This is a genomic window from Streptomyces seoulensis (assembly GCF_022846655.1).
GTDB lineage: Bacteria > Actinomycetota > Actinomycetes > Streptomycetales > Streptomycetaceae > Streptomyces.
Genome location: NZ_AP025667.1, coordinates 1,632,398 through 1,647,930, shown reverse-complemented (window position 1 = coordinate 1,647,930; position 15,533 = coordinate 1,632,398). Strand labels below are relative to the sequence as shown.

At 71.4% G+C, this 15,533-nt stretch carries 13 protein-coding genes; 7 read left to right on the top strand and 6 right to left on the bottom strand.

Annotated elements, in window-relative coordinates; genetic code table 11:
* Window positions 1-13: 13 nt before the first annotated feature.
* Complete coding sequence (ybaK, locus tag HEK131_RS07560) at window positions 14-523, top strand: Cys-tRNA(Pro) deacylase (RefSeq protein WP_161150901.1); 510 nt, start codon at window positions 14-16, stop codon at window positions 521-523.
* A gap of 219 nt (window positions 524-742) precedes the next feature.
* Here ybaK and HEK131_RS07555 read toward each other — a convergent pair whose 3' ends face one another.
* The 4 genes from HEK131_RS07555 to HEK131_RS07540 form a co-directional block, all read right to left on the bottom strand.
* Window positions 743-1,426, bottom strand: a complete 684-nt coding sequence (locus HEK131_RS07555) for an AAA family ATPase (protein ID WP_244334164.1) — start codon at window positions 1,424-1,426, stop codon at window positions 743-745.
* A gap of 34 nt (window positions 1,427-1,460) precedes the next feature.
* Complete coding sequence (locus tag HEK131_RS07550) at window positions 1,461-2,282, bottom strand: ABC transporter permease (RefSeq protein ID WP_244334163.1); 822 nt, start codon at window positions 2,280-2,282, stop codon at window positions 1,461-1,463.
* Window positions 2,283-2,358: 76 nt separating this feature from the next.
* A complete protein-coding gene (locus HEK131_RS07545; RefSeq protein ID WP_217462696.1) occupies window positions 2,359-3,366 on the bottom strand; it encodes an ABC transporter ATP-binding protein in 1,008 nt (335 codons plus the stop codon).
* Between the two features lie 85 nt (window positions 3,367-3,451).
* Window positions 3,452-4,669, bottom strand: a complete 1,218-nt coding sequence (locus HEK131_RS07540) for an NYN domain-containing protein (protein WP_217462697.1) — start codon at window positions 4,667-4,669, stop codon at window positions 3,452-3,454.
* Between the two features lie 225 nt (window positions 4,670-4,894).
* Here HEK131_RS07540 and HEK131_RS07535 point away from each other — a divergent pair, with 225 nt between their 5' ends.
* Entirely contained in the window at window positions 4,895-5,065 is a 171-nt protein-coding gene (locus HEK131_RS07535; RefSeq protein WP_217462698.1) for a hypothetical protein, read from the top strand.
* A 112-nt stretch (window positions 5,066-5,177) separates the two neighbouring features.
* Here the strand turns inward: HEK131_RS07535 and dnaE are convergent, their stop codons facing one another.
* Window positions 5,178-8,717 (bottom strand): DNA polymerase III subunit alpha, encoded by a 3,540-nt coding sequence (dnaE, locus tag HEK131_RS07530; protein ID WP_217462699.1) that lies wholly within the window; start codon window positions 8,715-8,717, stop codon window positions 5,178-5,180.
* A 209-nt stretch (window positions 8,718-8,926) separates the two neighbouring features.
* Here dnaE and HEK131_RS07525 point away from each other — a divergent pair, with 209 nt between their 5' ends.
* From HEK131_RS07525 to HEK131_RS07510, 4 genes are all read left to right on the top strand, one after another.
* Entirely contained in the window at window positions 8,927-10,252 is a 1,326-nt protein-coding gene (locus tag HEK131_RS07525) for a DUF2252 domain-containing protein (protein WP_217462700.1), read from the top strand.
* A gap of 80 nt (window positions 10,253-10,332) precedes the next feature.
* Window positions 10,333-11,022 carry a hypothetical protein gene (locus HEK131_RS07520; protein ID WP_244334162.1) on the top strand — a complete coding sequence of 230 codons (690 nt, stop codon included), beginning with the start codon at window positions 10,333-10,335 and terminating at the stop codon, window positions 11,020-11,022.
* A 105-nt stretch (window positions 11,023-11,127) separates the two neighbouring features.
* Complete coding sequence (locus HEK131_RS07515; protein WP_244451961.1) at window positions 11,128-11,952, top strand: thioredoxin domain-containing protein; 825 nt, start codon at window positions 11,128-11,130, stop codon at window positions 11,950-11,952.
* Window positions 11,953-12,052: 100 nt separating this feature from the next.
* The gene (locus HEK131_RS07510; protein WP_244334161.1) at window positions 12,053-13,723 is read left to right on the top strand and encodes an alkaline phosphatase D family protein; all 1,671 of its coding nucleotides are present in this window, start codon (window positions 12,053-12,055) and stop codon (window positions 13,721-13,723) included.
* A gap of 3 nt (window positions 13,724-13,726) precedes the next feature.
* Here the strand turns inward: HEK131_RS07510 and HEK131_RS07505 are convergent, their stop codons facing one another.
* On the bottom strand, window positions 13,727-14,299 hold the full coding sequence (locus HEK131_RS07505; RefSeq protein ID WP_244334160.1) for a dienelactone hydrolase family protein: 573 nt from the start codon (window positions 14,297-14,299) through the stop codon (window positions 13,727-13,729).
* Window positions 14,300-14,413: 114 nt separating this feature from the next.
* Here HEK131_RS07505 and HEK131_RS07500 point away from each other — a divergent pair, with 114 nt between their 5' ends.
* Window positions 14,414-15,520 (top strand): mechanosensitive ion channel family protein, encoded by a 1,107-nt coding sequence (locus HEK131_RS07500; RefSeq protein WP_217462705.1) that lies wholly within the window; start codon window positions 14,414-14,416, stop codon window positions 15,518-15,520.
* The last annotated feature ends 13 nt before the right edge of the window (window positions 15,521-15,533 follow it).

Here is a 15,533-nt window from a genome sequence, read left to right as displayed (position 1 = left end):
GCCGACACCCGCGATGGCGAAGAAGTCCAAGAAGCAGCAGACGTCAGGAGCGGGCGGCACGCCCGCCACGGTGGCCCTCACCGCGGCGGGTGTGGCCCACACGGTCCACTCCTACGAGCACGACCCCGCCCACCCCTCCTTCGGCGAGGAGGCGGCCGAGGCGATGGGCGTCTCCCCCGACCGCGTCTTCAAGACGCTGGTGGCCGACGTGGACGGCACCCTGACGGTGGCGGTCGTCCCGGTCTCCGGGACGCTGGACCTCAAGGCGCTGGCCGCGGCCGTCGGCGGCAAGCGGGCGGCGATGGCCGACCCGGCGCTCGCCGAGCGCACCACCGGCTACGTGCGCGGAGGCATCTCCCCGCTGGGGCAGCGCAAGAAGCTCCCCACGGTGCTGGACGAGTCGGCCGGGGCGCACCCCACGATCTGTGTCTCGGCGGGCCGGCGCGGCCTGGAGGTCGAACTCGCCCCCGCCGATCTGGCCACCCTGACGAAGGCCGTACTGGCCCCCGTCGGCCGCGCCTAGGCCTTTCTTCCGGATCAGGCCGACTCGGACCCACGGCGCCTTCCGGCCGACCCGAGCGGGGTCTGGTGCGTGCAGCTGCAAGGCGGAGGAGGGAGTCGACGCGGAGCGGTGGGGGTCCCCCCTGCTCGAGCGGAGACGAGAGCTTGGGGGAGAGTGACGACAACGCCGCAGATGTGCGTGCCAGACCCCGCGACCGCGGCAAGATCCGGAAGACAGGCCCTAGGCTGGAGGCGTCCCGAAGGGGCCCTGCACGTGCGGTTCGTGCCCGTACGGACCCTGGTCGTACGGGTCGGGGTCGCGCGGTCCGAACAGTGCCGTCAGTCCCAGATGGACCAGGAGCGCGCCCAGCGGCCAGGCCAGCAGCGCGCCCTTGGCCCCGAGCCGGAGCGGGGCGGGGAAGGTGACGCCCGCGCCGACCGCCTTGGCGTGCGCGATGACGTCCGAGTCCGGGCCGAGCCAGACCCCGAGCCGCCAGGCCAGCAGCGAGCCGAGCAGCCCGCCGACGCCGAGGCCCACCACCAGCGGCACGCCCCCGCGCCGCCGCAGCAGGAACACCAGCACCGCGCTGATCAGGCCGAAGGCCAGGCCCAGCAGGGCGAAGGTGCCGTCGACCCCGGCCGCCTGCTCGCCCTCGGTGTCCTTGAGGTAGACCACCCAACTGCGGTCGGTCTCCTCGCCGACGAGCGGCACATGCGGGGCCAGCCACCACCACAGCAGCCCGAGCAGCACCCCGGAGAGCGCCACCGCCACCGCCACGACGACGGCTTCGCGCACTTCTGTCTTCATACCGGGGCCGTCCTGTTCGTACGGGTCCGCGACCGGCGTTCCGCCCGAGGGGGCCTGCCCGAGCTGATGCGCGAAGTCGTCGTGCGGCGGCGGTGGCGGAGTCAGCGGTGCGGTCACTCTGACATCGTGCCAGGTCGCGCCGCGCGCCGCGTCACCGGACGGCGGCCCGGCGGTACGCACGGGTCGCCACCGCCAGCGAGATCACCCCGACACCCGCGCACACCCCCAGGTCAGCGAGGACCGCCGCCCAGTCGGGGTCGGGGCCGAAGGTGCGCGCGTACGCCTCCACGCCGTAGGTCGAGGGCAGCAGGTCCCGGGCGAGCAGCACGATGCCGGGCATCCGGTCGGCCGGCAGCACGCCCAGCAGCAGCGCCGCCGACATGCCCAGCTGGCCCAGCAGGGTGGCGAGTTCGGGGCGCGGCGCGAGCAGTCCGCAGGCGGCGCCGAGCCCGGACAGCGCGGCTCCGGCCAGCGGGATCACCGCCAGCAGCACCCAGAGGTTGGACAGCGGCAGCCCGAACAGCACGCAGCCGACGACGGCGGTCACCAGCGTCCCCGGCACGGTGAAGGAGGCGTACGCGGCCGCCGCGCCCAGCACGACGGCCGCGGGCGGCACGGGCAGCGTGGCGTAGTGGTCGAGGCCGCCGCTGGCGCGCAACTGGCCGAAGTACTGCGAGAGCAGGTTCAGCGCCACGTAGGCGACGACCAGCACGGACGAACCGGCGACCACCGCCTGCGCCTCGGGCCCGCTGTCCACGACGCCCCGCATCATCACGGCGATGCCGACCGACTGGAACGTCGCCACGAACAGCAGCGGGATGCGCGCCACGCGGGCCCGCGACAACTGGGCGCGGTAGACGGCGGCCAGCGAGGGCCACAGCCGCACGGGCGGGCCCAGCTCGGCCGCGCGCCGCACCTGCCCCGGCCCGCTGCGGGCGCCGCTCGGCAGGACCTCGGCGGGTACGACACTCACGACGCGCTGCTCCTCTTCCCGACGGCGGCGGAACCACCGTCCCACGGGGACCGTACGGATGCGACGAGGTCCGTGCTCACGCCTTCACCAGCCCCTGCCGGGCCGCTCCGCCGAGGGCGAGGTAGACGTCCTCCAGGCTGGGCGTGGCGAGGGTGAAGTCGTCCAGCGCGGCGAAGGCGGCCCCGCCGGTGACGGTGGCGACGGCGGCCCGCGCCTCCTCGGGGGCGAGCCGGAGCGTCCAGCGGCGCCCGGCCTCCACGGCCCGCTCGCGCAGGACGGCGACCTCGGGCACCTCCAGCGGTGCCCCCTCCCGCCACACCAGCTCGACCCGGACCTCGCCGGAGACGCGCTCCTTGAGCCCGGCCGGGGTGTCGCAGGCGATCACCCGGCCCTGGTCGAGCACGGCGACCCGGTCCAGGACGGTCTCGGCCTCGATGACGTTGTGGGTGACCAGCAGCACGGTCGCGCCGTGCTCGGCGCGGCGCCGGTCGACGGCCGCCCAGACCGCGCGCCGGGCCACCGGGTCCATGCCGGTGGTCGGCTCGTCCAGCACCAGCAGCGGGCGCTCGCCGACGAGCGCGGCGGCGAGGCAGGCGAGCCGCCGCTGGCCGCCGGACAGCTTCTTCAGGGGGCGTCCGGCGAGCGGGGCGAGCCCCAGCTCGTCCAGCACGGCGTCGCGTTCGGCGCGCGCGGCGCGCGCCTCCAGGCCGCGCAGCCGGCCGGTGGTCTCGGCGGCGAGGGCGACCGTCAGCTCGTCGAGCGCGGAGGACTCCTGGCCGAGGTAGGCGAGGATGCGGGCGGCCCGCTCGGGGTGGCGCACGATGTCGTGGCCGAGGATCTCGACGCTGCCGGAGTCGGGGCGCAGCAGCCCGGTGAGCTGGCGGACCAGGGTGGACTTGCCCGCGCCGTTCGGGCCGAGCAGCCCGAATATCTCGCCCTGGCGCACGTCCAGCGTCACCTGGTCGGTGGCCCGTACCTCGGGCGCGCCGGGCACCCCGCGGCGCCCTTTGACGGGCGGATAGGTCTTGGTGAGAGCGCGCACGCGTACGACGTCGTCGTACCGGAGTGGCTGTCCCGCGCGCATGGTCACAAGGGACGAGACTACGCGGTGCGGACCCTTTACTCGCCTTTGGGTCACCTCATCTCGGCCTGCGCCGGTCAGGGCCCGTTCACTCCCCCGCGGAGGCGCTCTCCGCCGCGGCCGGGACGTCGAACTCCCGCCAGAACCCTGCCCGGATGGCGTAACGGTCGTGTTCGTCGATCTGGTCGTCCTTGTGGGCGAGCAGGCCGAAGCGGGCCGCGTAGCGCAGCAGCTCGCCGTCGATGCGGTGCGGGATGCGGGGGTACATCGCGGACAGCCGCTGCAGGTGGCCCTGGTCGCCGAGCCGGGACATCCAGCGGCGGGCGAACACCTGGCCGACCTCGTAGGGGTCGCCGCCGACCGTGGTGATGTCCTCCTCGCGGTCGGCCCAGCGCTGCTCGGCGGTGGTGAGCTGGGCGAGCGTCGGCATGGAGGCGGCCTCCGGCGGCTCGGCGGCGGTGCCCGGCCGGTCCACCCAGCCCTTGTCGGAGGACCAGCGCAGGGTGGCGTTCGCCGGGGCGGCCGCGGGCGGCGGGGCGCCGGGGGCGCGCAGCGCGGCCAGGTCCTTGGGGGTGGGGACGCCCTTGTGGACGGCCGCCCGGTCCTGGTTGCCGTTCTCGGAGGCGGCGGGCGGCCGGCGGGTGTCCTCCTCGGCGGCGCGCTCGGCGCCGGAGGGCGCGGACTCGGGCAGCGGGGCGGAGAGGATCGCGGCGATCTCGGGACGGGGTGCCGGCGGCGGGGCGCAGACGCCGGTCAGTTCCTTGGCGCGGACCGCCTTGATGATCCAGGCGCGGTCGAGCACGCGCCGTTCGTCGGCCTCGGCGACCAGGTCCTCGGACTGGTTGTAGTCGCCGTCGGCGGCCTGGACGGCCCACAGGTGGACGGCGACACCGTGCTCCTTGGCGGCCATCATGCCGGGCAGCAGGTCACCGTCGCCGGTGACGAGGACGATGTCGGAGCAGGCGCGGTTGCGGGCCAGCTCGGTCAGCTCGGCGTGCATGGCCGCGTCCACGCCCTTCTGCGCCCAGCGTCCGTCGCTTCTGGTCAGGGCGCCCAGGCGGACGGTGACACGGGGCATCACGCGCAGTCTGCGGTGCTCCGGCTGGGGGACCCGGTCGGGGGCGCCGTCGAACCAGTAGATGCGCAGCAGCGGGCGGCCGGTCTCGGACTCGGCGCGTTCACGGAGCGCCTGGATGAGCGCGGTGTGGTCGACGATGATCCGGGACCGCGAGGGCTCACCGGCGAGGAGGCTCGCGGCGGCTCCCAGCAGATACCCGGCGTCCACCAGGACGATGCAACGGTCCACGCGACTCACCCTCTTTCCGGGAGGTATTGCTTCGGCGTTCCTTCGAGTCTGCCCGACCGCGCGGGGGTTAACGGCCGGAACTCGATCTTCGGCGTGGCGTTTCCGGGACCGGCGTCGCCACCTCCCCTGTCACACACGGTAATTATCCGACATGCGCTTGATGTCAGCGTATGTGAATCTAATTTCGGCCCTGGCCCCTAGACCCCCTTCAGGAGGCAGATCCCCATGGCCAAGAACAAGAACCGCAAGCAGACCGGCCCGAAGAACCGCTCGTCCCAGGCCGAGCAGGCCCAGCGCGCGGGCGAGCAGACCGAGGCGCAGGAGACCACCGCGCAGATCGCGGGCGGCCAGCAGGACTACGCGCAGCGGCAGAACAAGCGCTTCGGCCACAACTGAGTGCTGCTAAAGGGCATTTGATCCCCCGAGCACACAGCATGAGCATGCAGGAAGGGGCGCACCGCCGCGGGGTGCGCCCCTTCTGCCTGTACTTTTCCGCCGCCGGGTCCGCTCAGCCGGTCAGGCAGGACGGGCCGAGCAGGACCTTCAGGTCGCCGTAGAGCGCGGGGTCGGGCTTGACCCGGTGCCGGTCCAGGCGCAGCACGGTGGTCTTGTGCGGGCCCTGGAGCTTGATGCGGACCTCGCTGTCGCCCTTGTGGTGGGTGAGGATCTCGCCGAGCCGGCTGATCATGGGCGGGGTGACCCGGACCGCCGGGATGGTGAGCACGACGGGGGCGTTGGTGCCCGCGTTGGACAGGTCGGGCACCTGGAGCTCCATGGCGACGAGCCGGGGCACGTCCTCGCGCTTGTCGAGCCGGCCCTTGACGAACACCACGGCGTCCTCGACCAGTTGGGTCGAGACGAGCTGGTAGGTGGCCGGGAAGAACATGCACTCGATGGAGCCGGCGAGGTCCTCGACGGTGGCGATGGCCCAGGCGTTGCCCTGCTTGGTCATCTTGCGCTGAAGGCCGGAGATGATGCCGCCGATGGTCACCACGGCGCCGTCGGAGTGCTCGCCGCCGGTGAGCTGGGAGATGCCCGCGTCGGCCTTGTCGGAGAGCACGTGCTCCAGGCCGAAGAGCGGGTGGTCGGAGACGTAGAGACCGAGCATCTCCCGTTCCTGGGCGAGGAGGTAGGTCTTGTCCCACTCCTCGTCGGTGAACTGGACGTCGAGTCCGAAGCCGGGTTCGTCGCCGGCGTCCTCGCCCATGCCGCCGAAGAGGTCGAACTGTCCCTCGGCCTCCTTGCGCTTGACCGCGACCACGTTGTCGATCATCGGCTCGTACTGCGCGGTCAGGCCCTTGCGGGTGTGGTTCATCGAGTCGAAGGCGCCGGCCTTGATCAGCGACTCGGTGGTGCGCTTGTTGCAGGCGACCGCCTCGACCTTGTCGAGGTAGTCCGGGAAGGAGAGGTACTTCCCCTTGGTCTTGCGGCCCCGGATGATCGCCTCGACCACGTTGGTGCCGACGTTGCGCACCGCGGAGAGGCCGAAGAGGATCACGTCGTCGCCCTGGGCGGCGAAGTTGGACTCGGACTCGTTGACGTTCGGCGGGAGCACCTTGATGCCCATGCGGCGGCACTCGTTGAGGTAGACCGCCGACTTGTCCTTGTCGTCCTTGACCGAGGTCAGCAGACCGGCCATGTACTCGGCCGGGTAGTTGGCCTTCAGATAGGCGGTCCAGTAGGACACCAGGCCGTACGCGGCGGAGTGCGCCTTGTTGAAGGCGTATCCGGCGAACGGGACCAGCACGTCCCACAGGGCCTGGATCGCCTCGTCGGTGTAGCCCTTGTCGCGGGCGCCCTTCTGGAAGAGGACGAAGTTCTTCGCCAGTTCCTCGGGCTTCTTCTTGCCCATCACGCGGCGGAGGATGTCGGCCTCGCCGAGCGAGTAGCCCGCGATGATCTGGGCGGCCTTCTGGACCTGCTCCTGGTAGACGATCAGGCCGTGGGTGACCGCGAGGACCTCTTCGAGAGGCTCCTCCAGCTCCTTGTGGATCGGCGTGATCTCCTGCAGGCCGTTCTTGCGCAGGGCGTAGTTCGTGTGCGAGTCCATGCCCATCGGGCCCGGACGGTAGAGCGCCGAGACGGCGGAGATGTCTTCGAAGTTGTCCGGCTTCATCAGGCGCAGCAGGGAGCGCATGGGTCCGCCGTCGAACTGGAAGACGCCGAGGGTGTCGCCGCGCTGGAGCAGTTCGAAGGTCTTCGGGTCGTCGAGCGGGAGGCTCAGGAGATCGATGTCGATCCCCTTGTTGGACTTCACCATCTTGACGGCGTCGTCCATGATCGTCAGGTTGCGCAGGCCGAGGAAGTCCATCTTCAGCAGGCCGAGCGACTCACAGCTCGGGTAGTCCCACTGGGTGATGGTCACGCCGTCGGTGTGCCTGACCCAGACGGGCACGTGCTCGGTGATGGTCTCGCTGGACATGATCACGCCGGCAGCGTGCACGCCCATCTGCCGGACCAGGCCCTCGACGCCCTTGGCGGTGTCGATGACCTTCTTCACGTCCGGCTCGTTCTCGTACATCCCGCGGATCTCGCCGGCCTCGCCGTAGCGCGGGTGCGAGGGGTCGGTGATGCCGTTGAGGTCGATGCCCTTGCCGAGGACGTCGGCGGGCATCGCCTTGGTGAGGCGGTCGCCCATCGCGTACGGGTAGCCCAGCACGCGCGCGGAGTCCTTGATCGCGTTCTTGGCCTTGATCTTGCCGTAGGTGCCGATCATGGCGACCTTGTCGGCGCCGTACTTCTCGGTCACGTACCGGATCACCTCGACGCGCCTGCGCTCGTCGAAGTCGATGTCGACATCGGGCATGGAGACGCGCTCGGGGTTGAGGAACCGCTCGAAGATCAGGCCGTGCGTGAGCGGGTCGAGGTCGGTGATGCCCATGGCGTAGGCGACGATCGAGCCGGCCGCGGAGCCTCGGCCGGGGCCGACCGCGATGCCCTGGTTCTTGGCCCACATGATGAAGTCGGCGACGACGAGGAAGTAGCCGGGGAAGCCCATCGAGATGATGACGTCCATCTCGTACTCGGCCTGCTTCTGCCGGTCCTCGGGGACGCCGCCGGGGAAGCGGCGGTCCATGCCCCGGCGGACCTCCTCCTTGAACCAGGTGACCTCGGTGTACCCGTCGGGGATGTCGAACTTGGGCATGAGGTTCTTGGCCTCGAACATGCCCGTGGTGTCGACCATCTCGGCCACGAGGAGGGTGTTGGCGCAGCCCTCCTGCCAGGCGTCCGAGGAGTCGATGGCGTACATCTCGTCCGTGGACTTCAGGTAGTAGCCGGTGCCGTCGAACCGGAAGCGGTCCGGGTCGGAGAGGTTCTTTCCGGTCTGGATGCAGAGCAGGGCGTCGTGCGCGGTCGCCTCGTGCGCGTAGGTGTAGTGCGAGTCGTTGGTGACCAGCGGGGGGATGCCGAGCTTCTTGCCGATCTCCAGCAGACCGTCGCGGACCCGGTGCTCGATGTCGATGCCGTGGTCCATCAGCTCCAGGAAGTACCGGTCCTTGCCGAAGATGTCCTGGTAGTCGGCGGCGGCCTTGAGGGCCTCGTCGAAGTGGCCGAGGCGCAGCCGGGTCTGCACCTCGCCGGAGGGGCAGCCGGTGGAGGCGACGATGCCCTCGGACCACTGGGAGATGGTCTCCTTGTCCATCCGGGGCCACTTCTGCAGCCAGCCCTCGGCGTAGGCGTCGGAGGAGAGGCGGAAGATGTTGTGCAGGCCGGTCTTGTTCACCGCCCACATCGTCTTGTGGGTGTAACCGCCGGAGCCGGAGACGTCGTCCCGCTTCTGGTGCGGCTGGCCCCACTGGATCTTGCGCTTGTTGCGCCGGGACTCGGGGGCTACATACGCCTCGATCCCGATGATCGGGGTGACTCCGGCCTTCTTCGCGGTGTGGAAGAAGTCGTACGCCCCGTGGAGGTTGCCGTGGTCGGACATGGCGATGTGCGTCATGCCCATCTCATTGCAGGCGTTGAACATGTCCTTGAGCCGCGCGGCACCGTCCAGCAGCGAGTACTGGGTGTGGACGTGCAGGTGCGTGAAGGGCGGCTTCGACACGGTTTCGGCCTCCAGGTGAGCAAGGGGGGACAGCGAAGAAGTCTATGCCCCGGCACTGACACCCTCGGGTCCCGTCCGCGTACCTTCATGGGGGAACCGGGCACTCCGGCGCGGCGTCGCCCGTTGTGGACGGCGGGAGCGCCGCCGTACCGCTCCGCCCTGTTCCCCTTCTCACGTCAGCACGATCCCGCACCAGGAGGCACCCCGCGATGTCGGTTCCCCAGCTCAGCGACGAGCAGCGCGGCGAGGAGATCCTCGCCGTCTTCGACACCGCCTTCGGTCAACTGCTGGCCGCCGACCCCGCCGCGTTCCGGGTGAAGTTCCGGAAGATGGCGGCGAGCGCGTTCGCCTTCTACCGGGGCACGGCCTCCCTCTTCTACCACGACGTGGACGCCGAGAAGCGGGGCGGCCCGTACCTGGACGAGCGCACCTCGCGGGTGTGGGTGCACGGCGATCTGCACGCCGAGAACTTCGGCACCTACATGGACGCGGGCGGCCGCCTGGTCTTCAACGTCAACGACTTCGACGAGGCGTACGTCGGCCCCTTCACCTGGGACCTCAAGCGCCTCGCCGCCTCCATCGCGCTGATCGGGTACGCCAAGGCGCTCAGCGACGAGCAGATCACCGAGCTGGTGACGGTCTACGCGATCGCCTACCGCGAGCGCATCCGCGCCCTGGCCACCGGTGCCAAGAGCGACGAGGTGCCGCCCTTCACGCTGGACACCGCGCAGGGCCCGCTGCTGGACGCGCTGCGGGACGCCCGCTCGCTGACCCGGTTCGGGCTGCTGGACTCGATGACGGAGATCCGCGACTTCGAGCGCCGCTTCGCGCCCGGCGGCGGCTCCGTCGAGCTGGACGCGGCGACCCGGTACAAGGTGCTGGCCGCCTTCGACGGCTATCTGGAGACGCTGCCGGAGACCTCGCTGGCCCGCCCGGAGTCGTACCGGGTGAAGGACGTGGTGGGCCGGCGGGGCATCGGCATCGGCTCGGCCGGGCTGCCCTCCTACAACATCCTGCTGGAGGGCGCGACCGACGCCCTGGAGAACGATGTGGTGATCTACATCAAGCAGGCCCAGACCCCGGCCGTCTCCCGGCACATCACGGATCCGGCGATCAGCGGCTACTTCCAGCACGAGGGCCACCGCACGGTGATCTCCCAGCGCGCCCTGCAGGCGCACGCCGACCCGTGGCTGGGCTGGACCGAGCTGGACGGCGCGGGTCAGCTCGTCGCCGAGATCTCGCCGTACGCGGTCGACCTGGACTGGGGCGACATCGACGACCCGGAGGAGATCGCGGCCGTCGTCGCCGACCTCGGCCGGGCCACGGCCACCATGCACGCGGCGGCGGACGACACCTCCGGCGAGTCCCTGGTGCCGTTCTCCACCGAGCGGGCCATCGACGCCGCGCTCGCGGCCGACGAGGAGGGCTTCGCACCCCTCCTGGTGGACTTCGCGCACGCCTACGGCGCCCGTGCGCGCGCCGACCACCAGATCTTCCTCGACCTGTTCCGCAACGGCCGGATCCCGGGGCTGTAACCGCCACGGGAGTCGCTCACGGGCGGCCGGGCCCCTTTACGGGTGCCTCACAGCCGTCCGTGACACACTCTCCTCTCGCTATGGACATATCCGGGACCCAGCTCAGAGCCGTGCGCGCGGCGCTGTTCACGGCCTTCACCGTGACGCTCAGCACCGCGTCGCACGTGCTGCTGTCCCGGTCCCCGCTGCCGGTGACGACCGTGCTGGCGGTCGCCGCCGGGGTGTTCGTCACCGCGTACGCGCTGGCGGGCCGCGAGCGCGGCTTCGGCCCGGTGGCGGCACTGCTGATCCCCCTGGAGCTGGCCGCCGACACGGTGTTCACCACCGGCCAGCACGCCTGTTACGGCCGGGCCGGCGGCCCGGTCACCGGCCCGCTGCACGCGGTGGGCCTGGACCTGCTGTGCCGGGGTGGCGCACTGGGCGGTCCGCTGGCCCGCTCCTTTGGCGGCCCGGACCACGCGGGCGCGCTGCTCGCGCACACCGACCCGGCCGCCGCCTGGCTGCTGCTCGCCGCCCACATCGGGGTGGGCCTGCTGGCCGCCGCGTGGCTGCGCCGGGGCGAACAGGCGCTGGCCGAGCTGGTGCGGGCCGTGGCCGCGACCACGTTCCGGCCGCTGCTGCTGGCGGTGGCCGCCGGTACCGCCCGGCCCGCCCCGGCCCGCCGGATGCCGCGCCCGGCGCCGCGTCCGGCCGCCGTGCGGGCCCTGCTCCTCGCGCACTCCCTGGGACGGCGCGGACCGCCGTGCTCCGTCGCCCTCGCCCGCCTTTGAGCGGGGCCTGAGCGGCACAGCGCACGACCCAGTTCCCCACACGTATCTCGCGCACACACGTACCCCATGTACGGCATGGGCGCGTCCCCTATGGAGATCACCAACATGAGCAAGCGGAACAACCAGGCGGCGAAGACGGCGGCGCGTGAGCGGCTGCGCGAGGAGCGCGAGCGCCAGGCCAAGCGGGACAAGGTGAAGCGGCAGGCGATCGTCGGCCTGTCGGTGGTGGCGGTGCTCGCCGCCGCGGGCGGCATAGGTTACGCGGTCGTCCAGAACAACAAGCCGAGCGGCTGGGAGGCGGCCGCGAAGGCCACCCTGGTCAAGCCCGCGCACACGACGGGCAAGGACGGCACGACCGTCGTCATCGGCAAGGACAGCGCGAAGAAGACCCTCGCCCTGTACGAGGACCCGCGCTGCCCGGTCTGCGCCCAGTTCGAGCAGGCGTCCGGCGCCACGGTGGACAAGGACGTCGCGGACGGCAAGTACAAGATCCAGTACGTCGGCGCGACCTTCATCGACAACAACATCCCGGGCGAGGGCTCCAAGAACGCGCTCAGCGCGCTCGGCGCGGCCCTGAACGTCGACCCGGAGGCGTTCCTCGAGTACAAGTCGGCGCTGTATTCGGCGAAGTACCACCCGGACGAGCAGGACGACAAGTTCAAGAGCGACGACTACCTGATCGAGGTGGCGGACACCGTGCCCGCGCTCAAGGGCAACGCGGCCTTCCAGAAGGCCGTGAAGGACGGCACCTACGACAAGTGGGCGCTGGTGATGAGCGACAAGTTCAACACGGACGGCAAGAAGTACGACTTCCAGGGCACGCCGACGCTGCTCATGGACGGCAAGAAGGTCACCGGCTCCGACGGCCAGAACGCGCCGATGACGCAGGCCGAGTACGTCACCGCGATCGCCAAGGCCCTCAAGGGCTGATCGCCGGCCCAGGGCCGGGGAGCGCAGAGCACGTGAAGGGCGGGCGAACTTTCGGGATTCGCCCGCCCTTGGCGTGTACCGATCAGTAACCTGATCGGCCGTGACCAGTCCACTCAGATCCGTCGAGGCCGCTTCGGCCCGCAACTCACCTGCGCCCAGCCGCCGTACGGTCGTCAAGGCCGCGGCGGCCGGCGCCGTCCTGGCCGGGCCGCTCGCCTCCGCGCTCCCGGCCCGCGCCGCCACCGCCGCCCCCGTCTTCCGGCACGGTGTCGCCTCCGGCGACCCGCTGCCCGACGGTGTCCTGCTCTGGACCCGGGTGACCCCGGTGCCCGAGGCCGTCCCCGGCTCCGGCGTCGGCCCGGACACCGAGGTCGGCTGGGCCGTCGCCCGCGACAAGGCGTTCACCTCGGTCGTCGCCACCGGCTCCACCACCGCGACGGCGGCCACCGACCACACGGTGAAGGCCGACATCCGCGGCCTTCAGCCGGGCACCGACTACTGGTTCCGCTTCACCTGCGGCGGCACCGAGTCCCCCGTGGCCCGCACCCGCACCGCGCCCGCCGCCGATGCCGCCGTCACCGGTCTGCGCTTCGGCGTGGTCTCCTGCGCCAACTGGGAGGCCGGCTACTTCAGCCCTTACCGCCACCTCGCGGCCCGCGGCGACCTGGACGCCTGGCTGCACCTGGGCGACTACGTCTACGAGTACGGCAACGGCGAGTACGGCACCCGGGGCACCGTCGTACGCCCGCACTCCCCCGCGCACGAGATCCTCACCCTGGCCGACTACCGCCTCCGGCACGCCACCTACAAGACCGACCCCGACCTCCAGGCGCTGCACCTGGCCGCTCCGGTCGTCGCCATCTGGGACGACCACGAGTTCGCGGACAACGCCTGGTCGGGGGGCGCGGGGAACCACACCGAGGGCGCCGAGGGCGCGTGGGCTGCCCGTCAGGCGGCCGCGAAGCAGGCGTACTTCGAGTGGATGCCGGTCCGCCCGGCCGTCGCGGGCACCACCTACCGCAGGCTGCGCTTCGGCAAGCTGGCCGATCTGTCCCTGCTGGATCTGCGCTCGTTCCGCTCCCAGCAGGCGGCCACCGCCTCCGGCTCGGTCGACGACCCGGACCGCACGCTCACCGGACGGGCCCAACTGGACTGGCTCAAGGCCGGGTTGAAGGCGTCGGACACCAAGTGGCGGCTGGTCGGCAACTCGGTGATGATCTCGCCGTTCGCGGTGGGCGCGCTCTCCGCCGATCTGCTCCGGCCGCTGGCGAAGCTGCTCGGGCTGCCGCAGGAGGGCATCGCCCTCAACACCGACCAGTGGGACGGCTACACCGACGACCGGCGCGAACTCCTGGCCCACCTGCAGGCCAACGCCATCGGCAACACCGTCTTCCTCACCGGCGACATCCACATGGCGTGGGCCAACGACGTGCCCCACGACGCGGGGACCTACCCGCTGTCGGCGTCGGCGGCGACCGAGTTCGTGGTCACCTCGCTCACCTCGGACAACCTCGACGACATCGTGAAGGTCCCCGAGGGCACCGTCTCGGCCGTGGCCGCGCCCGTCATCCAGGCCGCCAACCGGCACGTCCGCTGGGTCGACACCGACCGCCACGGCTACGGCGTTCTCGACATCACCGCCGAGCGCGCGCAGATGGACTACTACGTGGTCTCCGACCGCACCGACCCGAACGCCACGTCCGCGTGGGCGCGTTCGTACCGCACCCGCAGCGGCACCCAGAAGGTGGAGCGGAGCTACACCCCGGTGTAGGGGCTACCCCAGGCTGTCGAGGAAGCCGAGCGCCACCCGCCAGGTGGCCTCGGCGGCCTCGGCGTCGTAGTCGGGCAGGTCCCGGTCCATGTAGAGGTGGCCGGCGCCGGGGTAGCGGTAGACCTCCACGTCCGCGCCGGTGCGGCCCATCTGGAGGTACCAGGCGCTCAGCCAGTCGTCCGTCTCGAACGGGTCCGGCTCGGCCACGTGCAACTGCACCGGCAACTCGTCGGCATATGCGTTCGGCGCGATGTCCGAGGTGCCCTGCAGGAGCAGCAGCCCGCGCGCCTTGTCGTCGCCGAGGGCCAGGGTCTGGGCGACGGAGGCGCCGAGCGAGAACCCGGAGTAGACCAGCCCGCGTTCGGAGTAGGGCGCGACGGCCAGCACCGCCCGCTTGAGGATCTCCTCCTTGCCGACGGAGTCCTGGTACTCCATGCCTTCCTCGACCGTGTCGAAGGTGCGGCCCTCGAAGAGGTCCGGCGTCCATACCTCGTGACCGGCCGCGCGCAGCCGGTCCGCCGCGTCGCGCACCGCGGGGGTGAGCCCGTGGACCGAGTGAAAGAGCATGATGTTCATGCCCCCATGGTGCCAGTAGCGCCAGGTCAGGGCCTTCCCCGGCGCGGCCCGTCTACCCAGGTGGCGACCGAACACACAGGTTCATGACGCCGCTGGGCGGTTACGTTCCCCCTCATGGAGAACGTCATCCGGCCCCTGGCCGTGCTCGGCGGTGCCGTCGGGCTCACCGTGCTGCTCGGCTGGGCCACCGACCTGCTGCTGCGCAAGGCCGACGAACGGCACGGCGAGACCCCGCTGTGGGGTCTGCTGCGCCGTTGCCGCATCCCCTACCAGCTCGTCCTGCTCTCGGCCCTGCTCAGAGGCTCCTACGCCCAGATGACCGTGCTGCGCGAACACCGGGTGGGCATCGGGCAGACCCTGACCCTGGTGCTGATCGGGTCGACGGCCTGGCTGGTCATCGGCATCGCGGGCGCCGTCGTGGAGACCTCCTACAGCCGCTACGCGCGCGCCCACCGGGACTCCGCGCGGGTACGCCGGGTGCGCACCCAGGTGACGCTGATCATGCGGGTGGTGTCCGCGACGGTCGGGGTGGTCGCCGTCGCGGCGATGCTGCTGACCTTCCCGGAGATGCGCGCGGCCGGTGCCTCGCTGCTGGCCTCCGCCGGCATCCTCGGCATCGTGGCGGGCGTGGCCGCCCAGTCGACGCTGGCCAATCTGTTCGCCGGGCTCCAGATCGCCTTCGGCGACATGGTGCGCATCGGCGACACCGTGGTGGTGGACGGCGAGTGGGGCACCGTCGAGGAGATCACCCTGACCTTCCTGACGGTGCGGACCTGGGACGAGCGCCGGATCACCATGCCGGTCTCGTACTTCACCTCGCGCCCGTTCGAGAACTGGTCGCGGGGCACCCCGCAGATGACCGGCACCGTCTACTGGTACCTCGACCACAGTGCGCCGGTGGAGGCGATGCGGGAGAAGCTCCGCGACATCCTGCGCCACTGCGCGGCCTGGGACGGCCGCGCCTACGGCCTGGTGGTGACCGACACGACCCCGAACACCATCGAGGTGCGCGCCCTGGTGACCGCGAAGGACGCGGACGACATCTGGACGGTCCGGGTCACGGTCCGCGAGCAGATGATCGCCTGGCTGTCCGCCGAGCACCCGTACGCGCTCCCCCGGGTCAACACCTCCGACGCCGCGCCCGCCCCGTACCAGATCCCCTCCCCCGACCGGGCCACCCTGCGCAAGGCGTACGACTTCCCCCGCACGGGCCGGGGTTAGGAGAGCCGGGGGC